Source organism: Pantoea sp. paga, assembly GCF_007558755.1.
GTDB classification, from domain to species: domain Bacteria; phylum Pseudomonadota; class Gammaproteobacteria; order Enterobacterales; family Enterobacteriaceae; genus Pantoea; species Pantoea agglomerans.
This window is the reverse complement of the sequence record NZ_VLTF01000002.1, coordinates 244,800-263,200: the sequence shown is the minus strand read 5'-3', so window position 1 is coordinate 263,200 and position 18,401 is coordinate 244,800. Positions and strand designations below refer to the sequence as shown.

Sequence of the window (18,401 nt, the reverse complement as noted above, 5' to 3'; positions counted from 1 at the left end):
TGCGGTCGGACGCCGGAAAAAACAAAAAACCAGACTGGAGACAGTCTGGTTTTTTTATCTGTGCCTGAAATAAAAAGTAACAGTTATTTGCAGCAAATAACCGATTAATCTTTATGAATGACGCGTTCTGCCGGCACGTCTTCAGCCGCAGTTCGGGTTGCACTGGTATCTTCATCTTTCATGGCTTTTTTAAAGCCCTTGATTGCGGAGCCCAGATCGCCACCCAGTGAGCGCAACTTGTTGGTACCAAAAAGCAGTACGATAAGCGCACCGATAATCAGCAGCTTGGCAATACTGATACCTTCCATATTTAACCTTTCAACTTTATCGAATCACGGTGACTGATATTTACGCGCAGTTTGCCTGTGGCGACAACTGGAATCTGTAACAGAGTAAGATCTCAGATGAAACGGCTCAGGAACGCCTGGGTGCGCGGATGCTGTGGATTCGCGATCACCTCTTCAGGCGTGCCCTGCTCCACCACCACACCTCCATCCATAAAGACCACGCGATCGGCGGCTTCCCGCGCAAAGCTAATCTCATGAGTCACCACGATCATCGTTAATCCCTGGTCGGCCAGGGTACGCATGGTCGCCAGCACTTCGCCCACCAGTTCCGGATCGAGCGCGGAGGTCGGCTCATCAAACAGCATCAGCTGCGGTTTAATCGCCAGCGCCCGCGCAATCGCCACACGCTGTTGCTGTCCGCCCGACAGGTGACGTGGCCAGGCGTCCGCTTTATCGCTTAACCCCACCGTCGCCAGCAGCGATCGGGCATGAGCCATCGCCTCCTGACGCGGGAATTTATGCACGCCGATGGGCGCTTCAATGATGTTCTGCAGCACAGTCATATGGGGGTAGAGATTGAACTGCTGAAACACCATACCAATTTTCTGGCGCTGACGGGCGATCTGGCGTGGCGACAACCGGTGCAGCACATGCCCTTTAAGTACGTAACCGATCTGCTCATCACCGACCCGAATCGATCCGGCGTTCATCTCTTCAAGGTGATTGATGCAGCGCAGAAACGTGGATTTACCGGAACCGGATGGCCCGAGGATCACCACTACCTCACCAGGCCAGACATCCAGATCGATCCCTTTCAAAACCTGATTGTCGCCGTAATTCTTCTGCACATTGCGGGCGCAGACCAAGGGTTCATGCTGACTCATTGTTCCTCCTGCTGGGGTTGCGCGTTAGCCGCGACGGCGGCGCGTCTGGGGGCGCTGGCCACCCGGCGAGTGCCACGCGCGTAGTAACGCTCGATGGCGGACTGGCCCAGATTGAGGATCGAGGTGATCAGCAGATACCAGATCACCGCCACCATCAGCATCGGGATGATCTCGAAGGTGCGGTTGTAGATCGCCTGCACCGAATAGAGCAGATCGCCCATTGCGATCACGCTGACCAGCGACGTCGCCTTGATCATACTGATCAGCTGGTTGCCGGTAGGCGGAATAATCGATCGCATCGCCTGCGGAATAATAATGCGTCGCAGCGCCCGTGAACGACTCATACCAAAGGCCTGCGTGGTCTCTACCTGACCGTTATCCACCGACAGCAGACCGGCGCGAATAATTTCCGCCATATAGGCCGCTTCATTCAGCGCCAGCCCGGCAATAGCGGCTGTCAGCGGCGTAATCAGATCGTTGGTATTCCAGCTGGCCAGCGTGATATCGGTCCACGGCAGCGTCAGCGACAGCGCCGGAAAAAGTGTAGAAAGGTTGTACCAGAAGATCAGCTGTACCAGCAGCGGCGTGCCACGAAAGAACCAGATATAGAGTCCGGCAACGCCGCGCAGCAACCGGTTCTCAGAGAGCCGCCAGACGCCAAGCAGCAGACCGAGCAGCGTGCCGAGCACCATCGACACCACTGTCAGCCCCAGGGTGACCTGCAACCCTTTGAGCACGGATCCTTCAGTAAACCACCTGAGCACCACCTGCCATTCAAAGTTAGGGTTGGTCGCCACCAGCCACAACAGATTGGTGCCGATCACCAGCACGACAATCCAGCTGATCCAGCGTCCGTAAGTGGGCGCGCTGCGAGCGAACGCCACGTCGCGCAGCTGTGCCTCGCCTCTGTCACCGCTGTGCAGATGGCGCGGCGGGCTCATTTGCTGGCCTCTTTCGCCAGATTCAGTCCGGGTGCGGTGGTCATGTTGCCCTCAAGCTGCCACTTTTTCATGATGGCCGCATACGTCCCGTTCTGATACAGCTCTTTGTAGGCATCCAGCACCACCTGACCCAGCGGCGAGCCTTTCGGCACCACCGTGCCCTGGAAAATATCGCCAAAGCCGTTTTTCTGGCCTTTGCCCGCCAGCTCAAGTTGCCCCTTCGCCTGATTAACAAAGTAAGTCAGCGGCGCCTGTGATGAGAAGAACGCATCGGAGCGTTTAGAACGTACCGCCAGAATTGAAGAAGGCTGATCGGTAAAGGCCTGCACTGTCACGGCCGGTTTCCCGTCCGCCACACACCGGGCTGACTGCTTACGGATAACCTGTTCCGCAGAGCCTGCGGCCATGACGGCGATGCGCTTGCCGCAGGTGTCGTCCAGCTGATTGATTCTGGCCGGATTGCCCTTTTGTACGCCAAACACCACAAACTCCTGTACAAAATCGATGAAATCCACTTTCTGCTGACGGTCCGGATAATCACCAATCGGCCCAATCGCCAGCTGATAACGACCCGCATTGATGCCGGTGAGTACGCCCGATAAACCACTCACCGTTGCATGCTCGATCTTCACACCCAGCAGTTGCGCCAGCGCAGTCGTTAATTCGGCCGACGCGCCCTCCATTGAGTGCGGGCCATTCACAATTTCATAGGGCGGAAATGAGCCGTTATTCACTGAAATCATTTTGCCCGATTTTTTGATCTCATCCGGCAGCCTGTCATGCAGGGCCTGGTCAACTTTTTGCACCGGAATAGCGTCGGCAGCCTGCGCCAGCGCTGCAGTCAGCCCCAGCGCCACGATTAAGGCGGTTGCTCTCTTCGTCATAATGGATTCCTGGTTCAGCGGATCAGTTGAGTTCGGGACGGGCAAAGCGCCGGTTTTCCAGCACCGGCAGCACCCGGCGGGCATAGGCGACGCGCTCAGGATCGAGATCGGCAAACAGCAGCGCCGGCGATTCCGCCGCATTCGCCACCGCTACGCCCATCGGATCGACCACCAGACTGTTGCCGATATTGCGCGGGCCACACTCCCCCACCGCCACCATATAGCAAGTGTTCTCCAGCGCACGGGCGCGGGTCAGCAGTTCCCAGTGCATCTCTTTCAGCGGACCTTTAACCCAGGCGGCAGGCAGCACCAGCACCTCTGCACCATCCAGCACCAGCCGACGCGCCAGCTCCGGGAAGCGCACGTCATAGCAGGTCATTAATCCGACTTTCATACCCGCGACCTCAATCAGCGGCGGAATGACGTGGCCGGGATTGACCCGCTGCGACTCCTGCATCGCAAAGGCATCGTACAGATGCAGCTTTTCATAGGCGGCGATGATCTCACCGTTGCGGATCGCTACCAGCACATTGAGCGCTTTTTGCTCGCCGGTGGGAACGTGAATGCTCATCATGGTGGTCAGCGCAGTGTGCTTGCTGGCGGCCAGCAGCTGGCTCAGAAAAGGGCCATCCAGCGGTTGCGCCGCCTTCAGCACTAAATCGGGGTCGGCTATATCACGTGCCAGCACCCCTTCCGGCAGTACCAGCAGATCGGCGCCACCTTCTGCCGCCCGCTGCATTAAGTCCAGACAGATACTGGCGTTCTCCTGCCATTCGCGGTTCACCGCAAATTGTCCCAGTGCCACTTTCATCATTTCTCTTCTCCCGCAGCGGCCGGAAACATTGCTTCCGGCGTCAGTACCTGGTGAGTCAGCCCTTGCTCATAGAGCTCACGGCCAAAGTCCGCAATCATCTTTCTGTTAACGCTAAAACCATTCTGATTCCACTCAGCGGGCAATTCCTGCGCAGTGCGTCGCAAATCGTCCAGCAGCCACGGCGTGGTGTCGGCATATTTCTCTCTTTTCTGCATCCACAGCCGGTAAGAGCGATCGATGACCTCACTTAACGCCGCTGGCAGCCACGGATGCTCCGCCGCCAGTGCCGGTTTCAACGCCAGAATGTGGATGCCCGGCACATAGCCGACACGATTAAAGTAGTCCCGTTCCGCCTGATAAAAATCGGTCTGCAACTGCCGTAATCCCGAACCAGGCAGGAAAAAGCCCTCCGGCATAAATGGCGTGAAGATGGCATCCAGCTCACCCGCCTGCAGCATCTCTATCAGCGGTCGCTCGTCGGGCGCCGGTTCAATGCGGCCCGGACGGCCAAATCCCGCCAGCCGATCGACAATCGGATGATCGGCCGTAAGACGACCGGCATACCAGAACACATCATCGATTTCGACGCCCGCTTCGCGCAGCACCGTGCGTGTCCAGGTATTGCCCGAATCCTGCCAGCCGGTGACGCCGATTCTCTTATCTTTCAGCTGCGCAGGCGTGGTGATGGAGCTGTTGCTGGTGGTGATAATGCAGCGCTGGCGGAAGCCGCGCATCAGGAAGTGCGGCAGGCCAAGCAGTGTTTCGTCTCCTCTGGCACGGCCCTGAGCATAGCGGCTGAAAGAGACTTCGCCCGCGTCATAGTCGGGGCTGGTCGCTAGATCATTCACCAGCGTGCCGACGCGGTCGATCTGCAGTTCAAAACCTTCTGGTCTGATATCGCCCAGCGCCAGCGGGGTGAAGTAGTCCCAGTCGCGTACCGCCAGTCTGATGAGTAGCCTTGCCATGATCTCTCCGTTTACGCTGCACCGTCGGGACGGGGCATAAAATAGTGCTTGAATTTGATACTAGATCCGGAATACTTACCTGAACAATCATTAATTTGTTACTGAACAAAGTATTTTCTTATGACAGAGAGCGTCGACCTCAACTGGTTTTGCAGCCAGATAAAATCGCCTTCGGTGAAAGGCATTGCCCAGGCAGCCTCCGCGCTGATTCGTGACGGACAGATCGCGACAGGCATGCAGATGCCTGCGGTGCGGGAGATAGCGGAGCAGCTGGGTGTCAGCCCGGCAACCGTTTCTGCTGCCTGGGCGCAACTCAGAAAGCAGAAAGTGCTGGCGGGCAAGGGGCGCAGTGGTGTCTGGGTCAGTAGTAATACGGTAATGCCGCGTCCGATTCGCTTTGAGAAGATTGGCAACTACGGCGATAACATCCGCGCCGATCTGACCCTCGCCGCACCCGACCCCGCCCTGCTGCCTGACCTGCAACGTGCGCTGCAGGCGGCCCTGCACTCACCGCAGCTCAACAGCTACACCCGTGAGGCGATTTCCGCGCCGCTGCATAGGGCGATCGCGCCGCGCTGGCCCTATGCAGCAGAGGCGTTTCTGGCGACAGATGGCGGTTTTGACGCAATGAATCTGCTGGTGCAAACCCTGGTCTCGCCGGGTGACCGCGTGATTATTGAAGATCCGACCGCGACCCGGCTGCTCGATATACTGGATAACGTCGGCGCAGAGATTCTGCCGCTGGCGTGTGATGATCAAGGGCCGCTGCCTGAGGTTCTGTCTCTTCTGCTGGAGCAGGCACCGGTAATGTTGATCTATCAGCCCCGCACCCACTCAGCCACCGGGAACAGCATCAGCCCGGCGCGACGTCAGGCAATGGCGCAGGTTCTGCAACAGAGCAACACACTGATCGTTGAGGATGATGGTATTGGCGATCTCTCTGCGGAGGCGAGCTGGAGCCTGGGTTCAATCTTTCCTGAACGCACGCTGCACGTCCGTTCGTTTTCCAAAGCCTATGGACCTGATCTGCGGCTGGCAGTGCTCTCTGCCACCTCGGAGATGGTCAGGCGCATTCAGTCATGGCGAAATTTTGGCGTCAGCTGGACCAGCCGCATTCTGCAGGATGCGGTAGCGTGGCTGCTGGAGGATGAAGATACGCAACAGCAGATTGCCACCGCACGCGCGACCTACCGGCAACGGCGTGAAGCATTGCTCGCGGCGCTGGCACAGCGTGGGCTTGATCTGCCGCTTCGCGACGGATTAAGCCTCTATATTCCGGTGACTTCAGAGCAGTTTGCCATGATTACGCTGGCTGCCCGCGGTATTGCGGTCGTGCCAGGCGAGCGCTGTCGGCTTGGCCCTACCCAATTTATTCGCGTCAGTATCGCCAGCCTCAGGGATGAACAGCGGGAGATGATTGCCGGGGCGCTGGTCATCGCCAGCGGACGGGAATTTAACTCGCTTGCAGATCTTTGATGAGATAACAGGGGGATTCAACATAGCCTTCACGGGCGTAGAACTGATTCGCCTTGAGACGTGACTGATGGCAATGGACTTCCATACGATCGCAGCCACGACGAGTCGCCAGCGTTTTGGCATGCTGAATCAGCTGCTGGCCGACGCCTTTACTGCGCTCACCTTCTGCAATGCAGAAATAGCTGATGCGGGCGAAATCACCGGCCAGCGCCAGCTGAGGAATAAAGTGCAGGGAAAGAAAACCCAGCACCTGACTGCCATGTTCAGCCACCAACAGCGCTTCACTGGGATCGCTGCATAACTGCGCCAGGCGCTGTTCAATAAAGCTCTCAGTGCCGCCGTAGCCTAACTCGCTCAGTAATGCACTCAACGCAAAACTGTCTTTCAATTCTGCCTGACGTATGTTCATCCTGCCTCCTCACTCACCGGGTTCTGTCGCACAGTTATATAGCGTCGCAAGCCAAAAAGCTGCATCTCAGGTTGTTATAAATATGTTACGGTTATTTAGTGTGAACCGCCGCGCAGTTTGTGCGGCAAGCCGCCGATAGTGAGGGTACGACAGAGGGGATGAAGCGCAGATTACAGCCATAAAAAAACCCGCCATAAGGCGGGTTTTTAGAATTCTGACTGTTAACTTACAGACTGATAACGTTAGCAGCAGATGGGCCTTTAGCGCCGTCGGTGATTTCAAACTCTACGCGCTGACCTTCAGCCAGAGTTTTGAAGCCGTTGCTCTGGATTGCAGAGAAATGTACGAATACATCTTTGCTGCCATCTTCAGGAGTAATGAAACCGAATCCTTTAGATTCATTAAACCACTTAACGTTACCTTTGATCTTAGACATCTATATTACCTTTACATGAAAAATGGACACTAAACTGTGTCGGGGTCTAGTACAGCAATTGCTGAGGGATTTGTCCAGCATGATTTGATGAAAAAGTGATAAATATCGACATTCTGTACATCCATCACACTTTCCTGCTTTTCGACTTGCGAAACATCGCTCAACGCGTATCAGCCGCAGATCGGGTATCGGTCGCTAACCTGCTGGAAACGAAACCCTTTTTAATTTTAAGCGGTTACGTTACTGACGTTAAAAAGAAAAATCTGATTAAGATATATTCCTGTTCTTAATGACGTTTACGCCGCTAAAAGAACATTTTTTTTCAATCATCCGGACGGTAAGTCCCATCACCTTAAACATGTTTTTCTGCTTTTTCAGGCCATCGCCCTGGCAGCGGCTATTTTTTGTACGGAAAATCTTTAATTCACTGGCGCAGATCTCGCTCCTTCTCCAAAAAAAATGAGCTGGCAATGCCATTATCATCAGTCATAGCAGGCTATTCGCGGATAATTTAGCCAACAGTAAAGAAACACTGATCATGATCAATGAAGTGCTTTTTAGTAGTTAAGTTCGCATTTGGCAACAAACAATCACAAGCATAAGAAACTACTTTTCTTATCGCAGTCTGAAATAATATTGCCTCGTAATAGATAAGGTCCGCTTAACCGGTCCGGCACGGGCATCTGTAAATGTTGAGTAAAAGGAGGGTGAGACACAGGATGGTGATGAAGATACGTTGCGGTCAATGTGGAAGCGCCCGATTCGTTTTTACTGATTACCGCGAGGATCAGCGAAATTTTCATGGTGCCTGCTGCGCATACTGTAAGAAACCTCTGGGCTCACAGGATCTGCTGCCCAATACGCCGATGGATCCCATTACACACACTCTGTTGACCAGCAAGAAAACATTTCGGGCACCTGATTAGGTGCCCGCTGTTGCTGAAGCGTTAACAGATATCAGAAAATCAGTTTGAACACCCCTGTCAGGGTCAGTAAGCCCACGATAAAAATGATCGCGATAATCCACAGAATAATTTTCATTTCCTTTCCCCTCACCAATTAAACACTTTTCCTGTAAGCAGTATAGACAGGAAAAAGCGCCCTGCCGCTTCACTTACGGCTCAACTGGTCATAAGTTCATCAACCCTGAGCTTTATTTAAATTCTGAGATAACGATCGCAACACCGCTTTTTAACGGCTCTCTTTCTTCGTTTTACAGAACACTCCTGGCTAAAATTTATGCGGCAAGGCAGGCCTCAATAGTGATGAGATTGAAAATGAGTCGCGAGGAGATCTTATGAGCACGATTAATACCAGCATGGGCCGCTACAGCCTCAAGGCAAAAAACAGCGGTAACCACATCAAAGGGACTTTCGCCATCAACGATGAAGGCGGCACGCAGCTCTCTCTGCAGGAGTTTGACGAGCACTACCTTGATGATGTGGTGAATAACGTTATCTACCCGGTTACCGGTGGCAACCGTGACATTGCACACGCGCTGCGGGAACAGATGGTGAAAGCCGGTTTTGAACCGCCTCATTAACGTGGCAGATTCAGACTGAATCTTCTCTGTCAGGCCGCATTTTGCGGCCTTTTTTTATGCTGTATGTCCCGCACATCCCGCCTTTCCGGCTTAACCGGCAACAAGGGCAGCAAGCACGACGGGATGTTCAAAGTCCAAAAAAGCAGCGGGAGAGACGCGAAAGCAGAGAGCCGCTGGCTGGCTTGCCAGCGGCCAGAGGTTAAATCGCCCAGGAGAGCAGCAGGCAACCCACCAGACCACAGACCGAAATAATGGTTTCCAGCGCCGACCAGGAGCGGATGGTTTCGCCAATCGTCAGGTTGAAATACTCTTTGAACAGCCAGAAGCCCGGGTCGTTAACGTGCGAGAAGATCACGCTGCCGGACCCTACGGCGATGACCATCAGTTCCGGGCTGGCGCCGCTGGTGACAATCAGCGGTGCCACAATTCCCCCGGCGGTAATGGCCGCTACCGTGGCAGACCCCAGAGCAATACGCAGCACCGCGGCAATCGACCAGGCCATAAAGATTGGCGACAGCTGAGTAGAATGCATCATGCTGGCAATATATTTATCCACGCCGCTGTCCACCAGCACCTGTTTAAAGGCACCGCCACCACCGATGATCAACAACATCATGGCAATGATTTTGATCGAGTCGGTCAGGGTATCCATGACCTGTTCCATCGTGCGGCCGCGATTCAGTCCGAAGGTGAAGATTGCAATCAGCACCGCAATCAGTGTCGCCATCACCGGGTCGCCAAAGAACTCCGCATAGGGCAGCAGCACATGGCCTTTAGGCAGCAACATCTCCGCTACCGCACGCAGCGCCATCAGCACCACAGGTACCAGTGCCGTCCAGACGCTGACGCCAAACCCAGGCATTTCCGCCTCGGTAAAGGTTTTCGGGTTATAGAGTCCCTCAGGAATCGGTTTGTCGATGCCTTTCAGGAAGCGGGCATAGACCGGACCCGCCAGAATCACCGTAGGAATACCCAGCAGCGTACCAAACAGCAGCGTTTTACCCATGTCAGCGTTAAACAGCGTCGCGATTGCGGTCGGGCCAGGATGCGGCGGAAGAAAGCCGTGCGTCACTGACAGGGCAGCCGCCATCGGCACCCCGACATAGAGCAGCGGCACACGTGCCGATGCCGCCACGCTGAACACCAGCGGCAGCATCAGTACAAAGCCGACTTCATAGAACAGCGCAAATCCGACGATAAAACCGGTCAGCACCAGCGCCCACTGAATATGCTTAGTACCGAATTTTTCAATCAGGGTGGTGGCAATACGCTGCGCACCGCCGCAGTCGGCCAGCAATTTACCGAGCATGGCACCAAAGCCCATGATCAGCGCCAGACTGCCCAGCGTGCCGCCCACGCCCGCCTTGATTGAGGTAATCACTTTATTAACCGGCATGCCCTGCATCACACCGACCGCCAGCGCCACCAGGATCAGCGCGATAAATCCATTAAGCTTAAAGCGAATCATCAGCAGCAGCAGTAACGCGACGCCAATCGCCACATAGAGTAATGGCATAGCTTTTCTCCACCTTGTGCACTGAACATCATTCAGTGTCGGTTTATTATCATGATCCCATGAGGGCTACAAAACAGTGCGCTGTAAGATGTTTACACATCCCGACAAACGCTGTTACCGATAACATGTTAAGGGTAACATCAGCAGGAAAGCACCACCCCGCCGGGGGTGAATTTCTGTTTTGCGAAGGTGATCAACTTTTTGCCAATGCGTTATCAGAAAGTTTGCCGGTCCCGGCGTCCTGCTTTTCGTTACACTCAGATTTTAGCGAAATGTAAAAAGGATGCGCTGGTGAGTGAGAACCTGAGTGAGCTGTACAGTAATCAACGAACCCTCTTTGGCCGGGGCAGCCTGGATAAACTGGTGCCGCTGCTGGCCGTCCGGCCACAGCCTACCCTGCTGTTTTGTGGACAATCTTTTCTGCAGGGCGCGGCCTATGCCCGTTTAAAAGCCGGACTCAACGATCACATTATCGGCTATGAAATTGTCAGCCATGAAGCCTCACCCGCCGAGATTGATGGCTGGGTTGCGCGCTGGCGCGGTCATGTCGATCGGGTCGTAGCGATTGGCGGCGGGAGCGTACTGGATGCGGCGAAAGCATTTAGCGCGATGGTACAACACCCGTTGCCAACCGCCCGCTATCTGGAAAAAGTGGGTGACACCGCGGTTCAGCCCATCACGTTGCCGCTGATCGCTATCCCGACCACCGCCGGTACCGGCAGTGAAGTGACGCAAAATGCGGTAGTGACTGACCAGCGTGACATTCAGATAAAAGCGTCACTGCGCCACCCGGTCTTTGTGCCGGAAGTGGCAATTCTCGATGCCGATCTGCTGAAAGGTGCGCCTGACCGGGTGCTGGCGACCTGCGGTATTGATGCGTTTACCCACCTGTTCGAAGCGTATCTCTCCGGCAAAGGCAACCTCTTTACCCGCCAGATGGCGCTGACCGGCCTGCGTCAGTTTGTTCAGGCATGGCCTGCACTTAATCGCGAGGATGCTGCTGGCGACGCGGCACGGGAAGCGATGATGATGGCGTCGTGGCTGGGGGGTGTCAGTCTCAGCAGTGCGGGTCTGGGGGTGATCCACGGTATTGCGGGGGAACTGGGCGCGATAAAGCCGTTCCATCACGGTGAAGTGTGCGGACGTCTGCTGTTTCCGTTCCTGGATCTGTTGTCCGACAGCGAACAGCCACTGCAGCGTAAGCTGATGGCGGAACTGCACCCGCAGCTCTTCAGCGAAACCACGGACTCACCGGCGCAGTTTCTGAAACAGTGGCTGCAGCAGCAGGCGATCACCCCATTCTGGCAGGATGGCCCTTCACTGAGCCGCGCCGAGGTGGAGTGGATTCTGGCGCGTGCCAACAGCAAAAATTCGCTGGTGAATTACAGCCGCGAGCAGATGCAGATGATGATCGCGCAGGCCTGGCAAATCACGACGTGATCAGGAGCCGCGCTGTCCGCCTTCACTGACCAGGCACAACCGGGCCTGCCAGCCTGGCCCGGCTTTGCTGCTCCTCAGCGCTAACCTGTTGTGCCCGCTCTCTGAGCCAGGCGGCTGGCTGAATCACAGCGCTAACCGGTCTGGCTTAATCGCAGCGCCAGACGGCTAAGTCTGCGTGGCGCTAAAAGGCCCCTCACCTGCCAGCATCTGCTCAATCACCTGCAGCACGCCCTGCTCGTTGTTAGAGGGCGCGGCGAAGCGTGCCGCCTGTTTCACCCGCTGTGGCGCGTTGTCCATGGCAAAACTGAAGCCAGACTGCCTGAGCATCTCCAGATCGTTACCGCCATCACCAAAGGCCAGCACCTGGTCATGCGCGATCCCCCAGCGTTGTGCCAGCAGATCCAGACCGTGCGCTTTATGATTTCCCGGCACGATCAAATCCACCGAGCCATGACCGCTTGAGGTCGCTGCCACACGCCCCTGATGCAGACGTTCAATATCCGCCATCAGTGGCTCGATATAGTCATCAGAGAGATTCAGCGCGAACTTAAACAGCCGGTCATCCTGCACCTCATCCAGATGATGAATCGGCTTCAGCCGGTGACAGTAGTGGCGCATCTTCTTCAGCCAGTTCTCTTCCATGCCGTCGAAGTACCAGGCGCTCTCCCGGCCACACAACAGGTAACGCAGACCCGGATAGTCGCCGTTTTGCAGGGTGTCGATCACCGCGTCAACATCGCGGCGTTCAAAGGCACCGCAAAACAGTTCCTCATCACGATCGATAATCCATGCGCCGTTTTCGGCTACAAAGGCGATATCGCTGGCGATCTCCGGGAAGAAGGATTTGAGCTGGTAATACTGATTGCCGCTGGCCACCACAAATTTGATGTCACGGGCGGTGAGTTGCTGATAGCAGGCGAGAAAGCGGGATCGATTGTACTGCTTGTTATCGTCCAGAAAGGTGCCATCCATATCTACTGCAACCATCTTAACCGTCGTCATCATGACTCCTTACACAGGGAATTTTCAGCGTGGAGTGTCAGGATAGCCGCTGGCGCAGCAAAACGGAAAGAAAGAGGGATGGCCGCAGCCATCCCCTGGGGATCAGTTCAGCGCGCTGTTCAGCACCAGCGCGGTAATTACCCCGGTTGCGGCAGCAATCAGCACATAGTTGCCGTCGATGTTTGCCCAGTGATAACCGCGCGGCGGTTCACGCAGACCGCGTTCATGCCAGTCGGCTACGCGGTAATGGTCGCCGCGGTACGCCTGCGGGACAGGATGCCCGCGACGGAAGTCGTGCCCCTGCCAGGCGAAATGGTCGCGGTCATTACGTGCCTCTCTGCCCCGACCATTATTGTCCTGATCCGGGCGATGATTGACGCTGTCATGACGGTTGTTGCCGCGCTCCTGATTCTGGTCAGAACCGCGACTGTCAGCACGATGGTCACCGTTCTGATGCGGCACAGGCATGCGGTGCGCGTCATCACGATCGTCTGCCCGTGAAGCCTGAGAAAAGAGTGTGCTGCATGTCAAAAGTGAAGCGATAAGCATTAATGTTGTTTTTTTCATGATACTGCCTCCGAAAATAACGGCTGTTCAGGCACCGTTGATCGGCATCATGGCAATAATCGTGGCGGGAGACATCTGTAAAAGTCTTAAAATCCGGTAACTTACACACTATTACGCTTGCTTAGCGATTTCTTAACACAGGACATGCGATGACAACGTTGCTGACGCAATCCAGATATTCAGCGGGCAGCTTGCGCTGACTGAAAATCATGCTCTGGTTGACGCATGATGTCCGGTGAAAAGTCAGGATGCTGAAACGCACCCTGACAGTTTTGCGGTTATGGCGTACTGAGGATCACTGGCGCATCCGGTAACCCGGTAAAGTGCGTCACGATGTGGTGGTAATCAGCCGTCGGGTCCAGATCGCGGAACACTTCCGGATAGAGATCTTTTGCCAGAATTTCCATGCCGATAATGTTGTAAGGGTGATTATAAAAATGGTGATAAACGCCATACACCCGTTTCTGTTTCACCGGTTCGATCTGCTCCAGACCAGTGCGGCTCTGCAGGCGGTTAAAGGTGGCGGTTACGTCGGTCTGACTGGCACCGTAACCAAACGGCAGCACGTTACTGTTCGGGCGTTTGGAGCCGGTCATGATATAGACGTCCGGCTTCATGGCGATAATCTTCTCCAGCGACACAAATCCAGAGCTGCCGGGCAGCAGTGCAGAACCGATATTCTTGCCACCGACCGCTTCCACCAGCGCGCCCCAGCCGTTATGACCGTGGGTAAAGCAGCAGTTGTCGCTGTTACCGGCAATCGGTTCAATAAACACGGTTGGCTTGTGCTGCACCTGCGCAATCTTCTGCTGAAGCATCTGCCAGCGCTGCTGGTAAAAATCGGCGTAGGCTTTCGCCTCGGCTTCGCGATTCAGAACGGTGCCCAGCACTTTCACGCTCTTCAGGGTGTTCTCTTTCGGATGGAGTTCATCATCGAGGAAAAGCACCGGGATATGGAGATTTTTCAGGGTGGCGAGCACGCCTGACTGCGTCAGGGCCGGTTTGGCACGCAGCTGCGCAATCATCAGATCGGGCTGCTTCGCCAGCACGCTCTCCAGATTGACCTGCCCCTGATCATTAAAGCCCATATCAACAATTGATGCCGCCTGCGGCCAGCGCTGCTTCAGCAGCTCCCAGGTCTGGATATCCTGCTTTTTCGGCAGGTTGTTCCAGGCAACGACACGCTGAAACGGGTTCTGGCGATCCAGTAATGCCAGCGCCATCACGTCACGCCCATCCTGTAAAATCACATGCTGCGGCTCTTTTTGCAGCGTAATTTTCTGACCATCCATATCGGTCACCGTGACCGGATAGGTGGTAGCCGCACAGGCGGTTGACAGTAAAAGTGTGGTGGCAGCAATTATCCCGATTTTCATTTTTCTCCTGTCCTTTTAGGGAATAATAATTATTCGCGTTAACTCTACCATGCTGATAAGTACCAAATGTAACTATTGCTAACCAGATGCGTCTGAGAGAAGGCGTTAACGACATGACTGCGGGCTTAAATCACGGGGCGATATTGCTGAATGCGTGGAGGTGCATGGAGAGAATGGCGTATGGCGGGCGCATCCCAGGGGAATTGAGATGCGCCTGTTGTGCTAAGTGTTACTTCACCAGCGAATAGAAGATTGCGGAGATGGCTATCAGTCCAATCAGTACCACAAACAGGTTGCTGATGTGACCGCTGTACTTGCGCATCGCGGGTACCTTCTGGATAGCGTACATCGGCATCAGGAACAGAATCATCGCAATGACCGGCCCGCCAAGCGTCTCAATCATGCCGAGAATATTGGGGTCCAGCGTCGCCACCAGCCAGGTCGTCAGCAGCATAAAGAGTGCGGTCAGGCGATTCAGTCTGGCGGGCGCGATGGTTTTGCCGCGACTGCGCAGCGCCTTATTAACCATGCCGTTAAATCCTTCGCGCGCGCCAAGGTAGTGACCGAGAAACGATTTCGTGATCGCCACAATGGCAATCAGCGGTCCCAGCCAGGCGATCATCGGCACCTTAAAATGGTTCGCCAGATAGGAAAGAATGGTGATGTTCTGCGCCTTGGCGGCGTGTAAATCTTCAGGCGACAGGCTCAGCACACAGCTGAAGACAAAGAACATCACCGTCACCACCATCATCAGGTGCGAGCAGGCCAGAATGCGCGAACACTTTTTCTCTGCGGCATCGCCATACTCTTCCCGCTTTGCCAGCGCGAATGAGGAGATGATCGGCGAGTGATTAAACGAGAAGACCATCACCGGAATCGCCAGCCACAGCGTCATCCACAGGCTGCTGCCCGCGGGCTGAACGTTCAGAGTCGAAAGCACAGCGCCGTGCCAGTGCGGGATCAGATAGCAGGCCATCAGCATCAGCACCGCCACAAAGGGATAAACCAGCACGCTCATCGCTTTGACAATCATCTTCTCGCCGAAACGCACAATGGTCATCAGTCCGACAATCAGCAGCAGCGACAACAGCACACGCGGTGGCGGCACCAGGCCGAGCTGATTCACCATCAGGCTCTCAACCGTGTTGGTGATCGCTACGCTGTACATCAACAGAATCGGGTAGATAGCGAAGAAATAGAGCAGCGTAATCAGCTTGCCCGCGCCAACGCCAAAATGCTCCTCGACTACCTCGGTGATATCCCCGGCCGGATTTTTACCGGAGAGAACGAATCGGGTCAGGGCACGGTGTGCAAAAAAGGTCAGCGGAAACGCCAGTATCGCCATGATAATCAGCGGGATCAGCCCGCCGACGCCGGCATTGATAGGCAGGAACAGCACACCCGCCCCAATCGCCGTGCCGTATAAACCCAGCATCCACATGGTGTCGGTTTTGCGCCATCCCGTATCGACGTCACTCTCAAGCGCGCCCAGCGTGCCAGTTTGCGTGGTTTTCATCAGATTTTCCGTTTTAAAAGCCGCCAGTAACCTGAGCCGTCAGGCAGGCAAATGTCCGCCCCACTCTCCGCCTCAGCTGCAACCGGATCAGTCAACGTGACGCTGATCCGCCCGTGCATAGGTAATCGATTGCGTGCGCCACTTTTTACACTACCTGACGATAAAAGTTCAAGCCGTGCAGATAAACACGCATGAATTGCTGAAAAAACCGTCAGGTTGTGCAAAGTGACTGCGCGGCGATCATGCCATCTTTGTGGCGGTTTTACCGCCCCTAAAAAGGTGATCCCTGTAACGGTTCAGCGCAACGGGCTACGCTTAAACAGACTCTGTCGCGATCATGCCGACAGATGCACAGGAGAAGAGAATGAAAATTGCCTGTCTCGGATGGGGATCGTTAATCTGGAAAGCTGACGCGCTGCCAGTGGCCAGTCAGTGGCATCATGATGGTCCTGAGCTACCGATTGAGTTTGTGCGCATCGCTGACGGCGGTGAGCTGTCGACCGCGATCTGCCTTAATGCCAGCCCGGTGCCGGTGTACTGGGCCTGGCTGAATACCGCCTCACTTGAGAGCGCCTGCCGCGCATTGCGCCTGCGTGAGGCCATTCCGGACAGTCGCATCGATGGCATCGGGATGATGACGGTGACAGCGACCTCCGCAGGGCCACTGGCAGAGTGGGCTAAGACCAAAGGCATAGAAGGTCTGATCTGGACCGCTTTGCCTGCCCGCATGGCGGGTGTCGAAGGCCAGATCCCGACGCTGGACGACGCGCGGCACTATCTGCAGCAGCTCACCGGTGAAACGCGTGAGCATGCCTGGCACTACATCAAACAGGTTCCGGCACAAATCGACACGGTTTATCGTCGTGCGTTTGCCGACCTCGCTCTCTGGCAACCCGATCCCCGAGCCGTGACGGTCGCCACAGCGCAGGTGCAGCCGCCCTGTCAGCCCGGCTGAAAATGGCCAGCCTGCCCCACCGCTCTGCTTACTTCTCAAAGGATTACTACACTTCTGACAGGTTTCGATTTCAGGTTTCCTGAGTCTTTCCCGTGCGTGGCCATGCCTTCTGGTCTGGCCGCCGTCCCCTAATCATCAGGAGATAAACAGATGAAAGCATTAACTTATCACGGCCCCCATAAAGTCAGCGTCGATAACGTGCCCGATCCCGGTCTGGAAGCCGCAGATGACATTATTCTGCGCGTGACCGCCACCGCCATTTGCGGTTCAGACCTGCACCTTTACCGCGGCAAAATCCCCGGTACCGGGCACGGAGATATCTTTGGTCACGAGTTTATGGGTGAAGTGGTTGAGGCAGGCAGCGCAGTGACCGCCGTGGCCAAAGGCGATCGGGTGGTGATCCCGTTTGTTATCGCCTGTGGCGACTGTTTTTTCTGCCTGATGAGCCAGTATGCTGCCTGTGAAAATACCAACAGCGGACGGGGTGCCATCCTGAACCGGAAGAACATCACGCCGCCCGCGGCCCTGTTTGGTTTCAGCAAACTCTATGGCGGTGTGCCCGGTGGACAGGCGGAATATGTCCGGGTGCCGAAAGCCAATACCGGCCCGTTTAAAGTGCCGTCGGTGCTGTCGGATGAGAAAGTGCTGTTCCTGTCAGACATTCTGCCCACCGCGTGGCAGGCGGTGAAAAACGCCGAGGTGAAACCCGGCTCCAGCCTGGCGATTTTCGGTGCCGGACCAGTTGGCCTGCTCAGTGCCGCCTGCGCCCGACAGCAGGGTGCCGAACAGATCTATATGATTGACCACAACAACTACCGCTTAAACTTTGCCCGCGAGCGCTACGGTGTTATCCCGATTAACTTCGATGAGATCGATGACCCGGCCGGCTGGATTATCGAACACAGCACCGGCAATCGCGGTGTGGATGCGGTGATTGATGCAGTAGGATTCGAGGCAAAAGGCAGCATGACCGAAACCGTGCTCACCAATCTCAAACTGGAGGGCAGCAGCGGTAAAGCGTTGCGTCAGTGTATTGCCGCAGTGCGGCGTGGCGGTATCGTGAGCGTGCCGGGCGTCTACGCCGGATTCATTCATGGCTTCCTGTTTGGTGACGCCTTTGACAAAGGACTGACCTTTAAGATGGGACAGACCCACGTACACGCCTATTTGCCCGATCTGCTGAAGCTGATCGAACAGGGCCATCTGACGCCGGAAGAGATTGTGACCCACCATCTGCCGCTGGAAGATGCTGCGCGTGGCTACGATATTTTCGCCAAACGCGAAGAGGAGTGCCGCAAGGTGATTCTGGTGCCGGGCATGGCAGCGACCCAGGCCACAATATAATTTCACAACGGGTCTGAAACACTTAACCCTGGCTCCCCGGCCGTTC

At 55.5% G+C, this 18,401-nt stretch carries 18 protein-coding genes; 5 read left to right on the top strand and 13 right to left on the bottom strand.

Annotated features, from left to right (window positions below; translation table 11 throughout):
* Positions 1–104 precede the first annotated feature (104 nt).
* The 6 genes from tatE to FOV68_RS06845 form a co-directional block, all read right to left on the bottom strand.
* The gene (tatE, locus tag FOV68_RS06870; RefSeq protein WP_143990537.1) at positions 105–308 is read right to left on the bottom strand and encodes a twin-arginine translocase subunit TatE; all 204 of its coding nucleotides are present in this window, start codon (positions 306–308) and stop codon (positions 105–107) included.
* Between the two features lie 92 nt (positions 309–400).
* Entirely contained in the window at positions 401–1,171 is a 771-nt protein-coding gene (locus FOV68_RS06865; RefSeq protein WP_064704642.1) for an amino acid ABC transporter ATP-binding protein, read from the bottom strand.
* On the bottom strand, positions 1,168–2,112 hold the full coding sequence (locus FOV68_RS06860) for an amino acid ABC transporter permease (protein ID WP_143789274.1): 945 nt from the start codon (positions 2,110–2,112) through the stop codon (positions 1,168–1,170). Before FOV68_RS06860 ends, FOV68_RS06865 begins: the two co-directional genes overlap by 4 nt.
* Positions 2,109–2,996, bottom strand: a complete 888-nt coding sequence (locus FOV68_RS06855) for an ABC transporter substrate-binding protein (RefSeq protein ID WP_064704640.1) — start codon at positions 2,994–2,996, stop codon at positions 2,109–2,111. Before FOV68_RS06855 ends, FOV68_RS06860 begins: the two co-directional genes overlap by 4 nt.
* A gap of 22 nt (positions 2,997–3,018) precedes the next feature.
* Positions 3,019–3,807, bottom strand: coding sequence for a deaminated glutathione amidase (locus FOV68_RS06850; RefSeq protein WP_143990716.1), 789 nt, complete (start codon positions 3,805–3,807; stop codon positions 3,019–3,021).
* Positions 3,807–4,775 carry a nitrate ABC transporter substrate-binding protein gene (locus FOV68_RS06845; RefSeq protein WP_143990536.1) on the bottom strand — a complete coding sequence of 323 codons (969 nt, stop codon included), beginning with the start codon at positions 4,773–4,775 and terminating at the stop codon, positions 3,807–3,809. Before FOV68_RS06845 ends, FOV68_RS06850 begins: the two co-directional genes overlap by 1 nt.
* Before the next feature lie 120 nt (positions 4,776–4,895).
* Here FOV68_RS06845 and FOV68_RS06840 point away from each other — a divergent pair, with 120 nt between their 5' ends.
* Positions 4,896–6,251 (top strand): PLP-dependent aminotransferase family protein, encoded by a 1,356-nt coding sequence (locus FOV68_RS06840; protein WP_115387805.1) that lies wholly within the window; start codon positions 4,896–4,898, stop codon positions 6,249–6,251.
* On the opposite strand, the gene FOV68_RS06835 is transcribed toward FOV68_RS06840, so the two are convergent.
* Both FOV68_RS06835 and cspE read right to left on the bottom strand, forming a co-directional pair.
* Positions 6,229–6,660 (bottom strand): GNAT family N-acetyltransferase, encoded by a 432-nt coding sequence (locus FOV68_RS06835; protein ID WP_143990535.1) that lies wholly within the window; start codon positions 6,658–6,660, stop codon positions 6,229–6,231. The genes FOV68_RS06840 and FOV68_RS06835 overlap by 23 nt on opposite strands.
* 226 nt (positions 6,661–6,886) lie before the next feature.
* The gene (cspE, locus tag FOV68_RS06830) at positions 6,887–7,096 is read right to left on the bottom strand and encodes a transcription antiterminator/RNA stability regulator CspE (protein ID WP_006118399.1); all 210 of its coding nucleotides are present in this window, start codon (positions 7,094–7,096) and stop codon (positions 6,887–6,889) included.
* A 1,297-nt stretch (positions 7,097–8,393) separates the two neighbouring features.
* Between cspE and FOV68_RS06820 the strand changes: the two genes are divergently transcribed.
* Positions 8,394–8,639 (top strand): hypothetical protein, encoded by a 246-nt coding sequence (locus FOV68_RS06820; protein WP_010258994.1) that lies wholly within the window; start codon positions 8,394–8,396, stop codon positions 8,637–8,639.
* Between the two features lie 199 nt (positions 8,640–8,838).
* Here FOV68_RS06820 and gntT read toward each other — a convergent pair whose 3' ends face one another.
* Positions 8,839–10,155, bottom strand: a complete 1,317-nt coding sequence (gntT, locus tag FOV68_RS06815; protein ID WP_010258995.1) for a gluconate transporter — start codon at positions 10,153–10,155, stop codon at positions 8,839–8,841.
* A gap of 291 nt (positions 10,156–10,446) precedes the next feature.
* Between gntT and FOV68_RS06810 the strand changes: the two genes are divergently transcribed.
* Positions 10,447–11,595 carry an iron-containing alcohol dehydrogenase gene (locus FOV68_RS06810; RefSeq protein ID WP_143990534.1) on the top strand — a complete coding sequence of 383 codons (1,149 nt, stop codon included), beginning with the start codon at positions 10,447–10,449 and terminating at the stop codon, positions 11,593–11,595.
* A gap of 165 nt (positions 11,596–11,760) precedes the next feature.
* On the opposite strand, the gene FOV68_RS06805 is transcribed toward FOV68_RS06810, so the two are convergent.
* The 4 genes from FOV68_RS06805 to FOV68_RS06790 all read right to left on the bottom strand — a co-directional run bounded on the left by FOV68_RS06805 (position 11,761) and on the right by FOV68_RS06790 (position 16,056).
* Entirely contained in the window at positions 11,761–12,597 is an 837-nt protein-coding gene (locus tag FOV68_RS06805) for a Cof-type HAD-IIB family hydrolase (RefSeq protein WP_143990533.1), read from the bottom strand.
* Positions 12,598–12,699: 102 nt separating this feature from the next.
* Positions 12,700–13,164 carry an RcnB family protein gene (locus tag FOV68_RS06800; protein WP_143990532.1) on the bottom strand — a complete coding sequence of 155 codons (465 nt, stop codon included), beginning with the start codon at positions 13,162–13,164 and terminating at the stop codon, positions 12,700–12,702.
* Between the two features lie 278 nt (positions 13,165–13,442).
* Positions 13,443–14,540 carry an ABC transporter substrate-binding protein gene (locus FOV68_RS06795; protein WP_143990531.1) on the bottom strand — a complete coding sequence of 366 codons (1,098 nt, stop codon included), beginning with the start codon at positions 14,538–14,540 and terminating at the stop codon, positions 13,443–13,445.
* 229 nt (positions 14,541–14,769) lie between these two features.
* Complete coding sequence (locus FOV68_RS06790) at positions 14,770–16,056, bottom strand: HAAAP family serine/threonine permease (RefSeq protein ID WP_031593231.1); 1,287 nt, start codon at positions 16,054–16,056, stop codon at positions 14,770–14,772.
* A 364-nt stretch (positions 16,057–16,420) separates the two neighbouring features.
* On the opposite strand from FOV68_RS06790, the gene FOV68_RS06785 reads away from it, so the two are divergent.
* Together FOV68_RS06785 and FOV68_RS06780 are read left to right on the top strand one after the other, a co-directional pair.
* On the top strand, positions 16,421–17,011 hold the full coding sequence (locus FOV68_RS06785; protein ID WP_109653454.1) for a hypothetical protein: 591 nt from the start codon (positions 16,421–16,423) through the stop codon (positions 17,009–17,011).
* A gap of 150 nt (positions 17,012–17,161) precedes the next feature.
* The gene (locus FOV68_RS06780; RefSeq protein WP_010259005.1) at positions 17,162–18,355 is read left to right on the top strand and encodes a zinc-dependent alcohol dehydrogenase; all 1,194 of its coding nucleotides are present in this window, start codon (positions 17,162–17,164) and stop codon (positions 18,353–18,355) included.
* Positions 18,356–18,401 lie beyond the last annotated feature (46 nt).

Coding starts and splice junctions, on each gene's coding strand:
- tatE (WP_143990537.1), bottom strand. CDS start 308: ATGGAAGGTATCAGTATTGCCAAGCTGCTGATTATCGGTGCGCTTATC.
- FOV68_RS06795 (WP_143990531.1), bottom strand. CDS start 14,540: ATGAAAATCGGGATAATTGCTGCCACCACACTTTTACTGTCAACCGCC.
- FOV68_RS06845 (WP_143990536.1), bottom strand. CDS start 4,775: ATGGCAAGGCTACTCATCAGACTGGCGGTACGCGACTGGGACTACTTC.
- FOV68_RS06865 (WP_064704642.1), bottom strand. CDS start 1,171: ATGAGTCAGCATGAACCCTTGGTCTGCGCCCGCAATGTGCAGAAGAAT.
- FOV68_RS06855 (WP_064704640.1), bottom strand. CDS start 2,996: ATGACGAAGAGAGCAACCGCCTTAATCGTGGCGCTGGGGCTGACTGCA.
- FOV68_RS06850 (WP_143990716.1), bottom strand. CDS start 3,807: ATGAAAGTGGCACTGGGACAATTTGCGGTGAACCGCGAATGGCAGGAG.
- FOV68_RS06840 (WP_115387805.1), top strand. CDS start 4,896: ATGACAGAGAGCGTCGACCTCAACTGGTTTTGCAGCCAGATAAAATCG.
- cspE (WP_006118399.1), bottom strand. CDS start 7,096: ATGTCTAAGATCAAAGGTAACGTTAAGTGGTTTAATGAATCTAAAGGA.
- gntT (WP_010258995.1), bottom strand. CDS start 10,155: ATGCCATTACTCTATGTGGCGATTGGCGTCGCGTTACTGCTGCTGCTG.
- FOV68_RS06785 (WP_109653454.1), top strand. CDS start 16,421: ATGAAAATTGCCTGTCTCGGATGGGGATCGTTAATCTGGAAAGCTGAC.
- FOV68_RS06835 (WP_143990535.1), bottom strand. CDS start 6,660: ATGAACATACGTCAGGCAGAATTGAAAGACAGTTTTGCGTTGAGTGCA.
- FOV68_RS06805 (WP_143990533.1), bottom strand. CDS start 12,597: ATGACGACGGTTAAGATGGTTGCAGTAGATATGGATGGCACCTTTCTG.
- FOV68_RS06780 (WP_010259005.1), top strand. CDS start 17,162: ATGAAAGCATTAACTTATCACGGCCCCCATAAAGTCAGCGTCGATAAC.
- FOV68_RS06820 (WP_010258994.1), top strand. CDS start 8,394: ATGAGCACGATTAATACCAGCATGGGCCGCTACAGCCTCAAGGCAAAA.
- FOV68_RS06800 (WP_143990532.1), bottom strand. CDS start 13,164: ATGAAAAAAACAACATTAATGCTTATCGCTTCACTTTTGACATGCAGC.
- FOV68_RS06860 (WP_143789274.1), bottom strand. CDS start 2,112: ATGAGCCCGCCGCGCCATCTGCACAGCGGTGACAGAGGCGAGGCACAG.
- FOV68_RS06790 (WP_031593231.1), bottom strand. CDS start 16,056: ATGAAAACCACGCAAACTGGCACGCTGGGCGCGCTTGAGAGTGACGTC.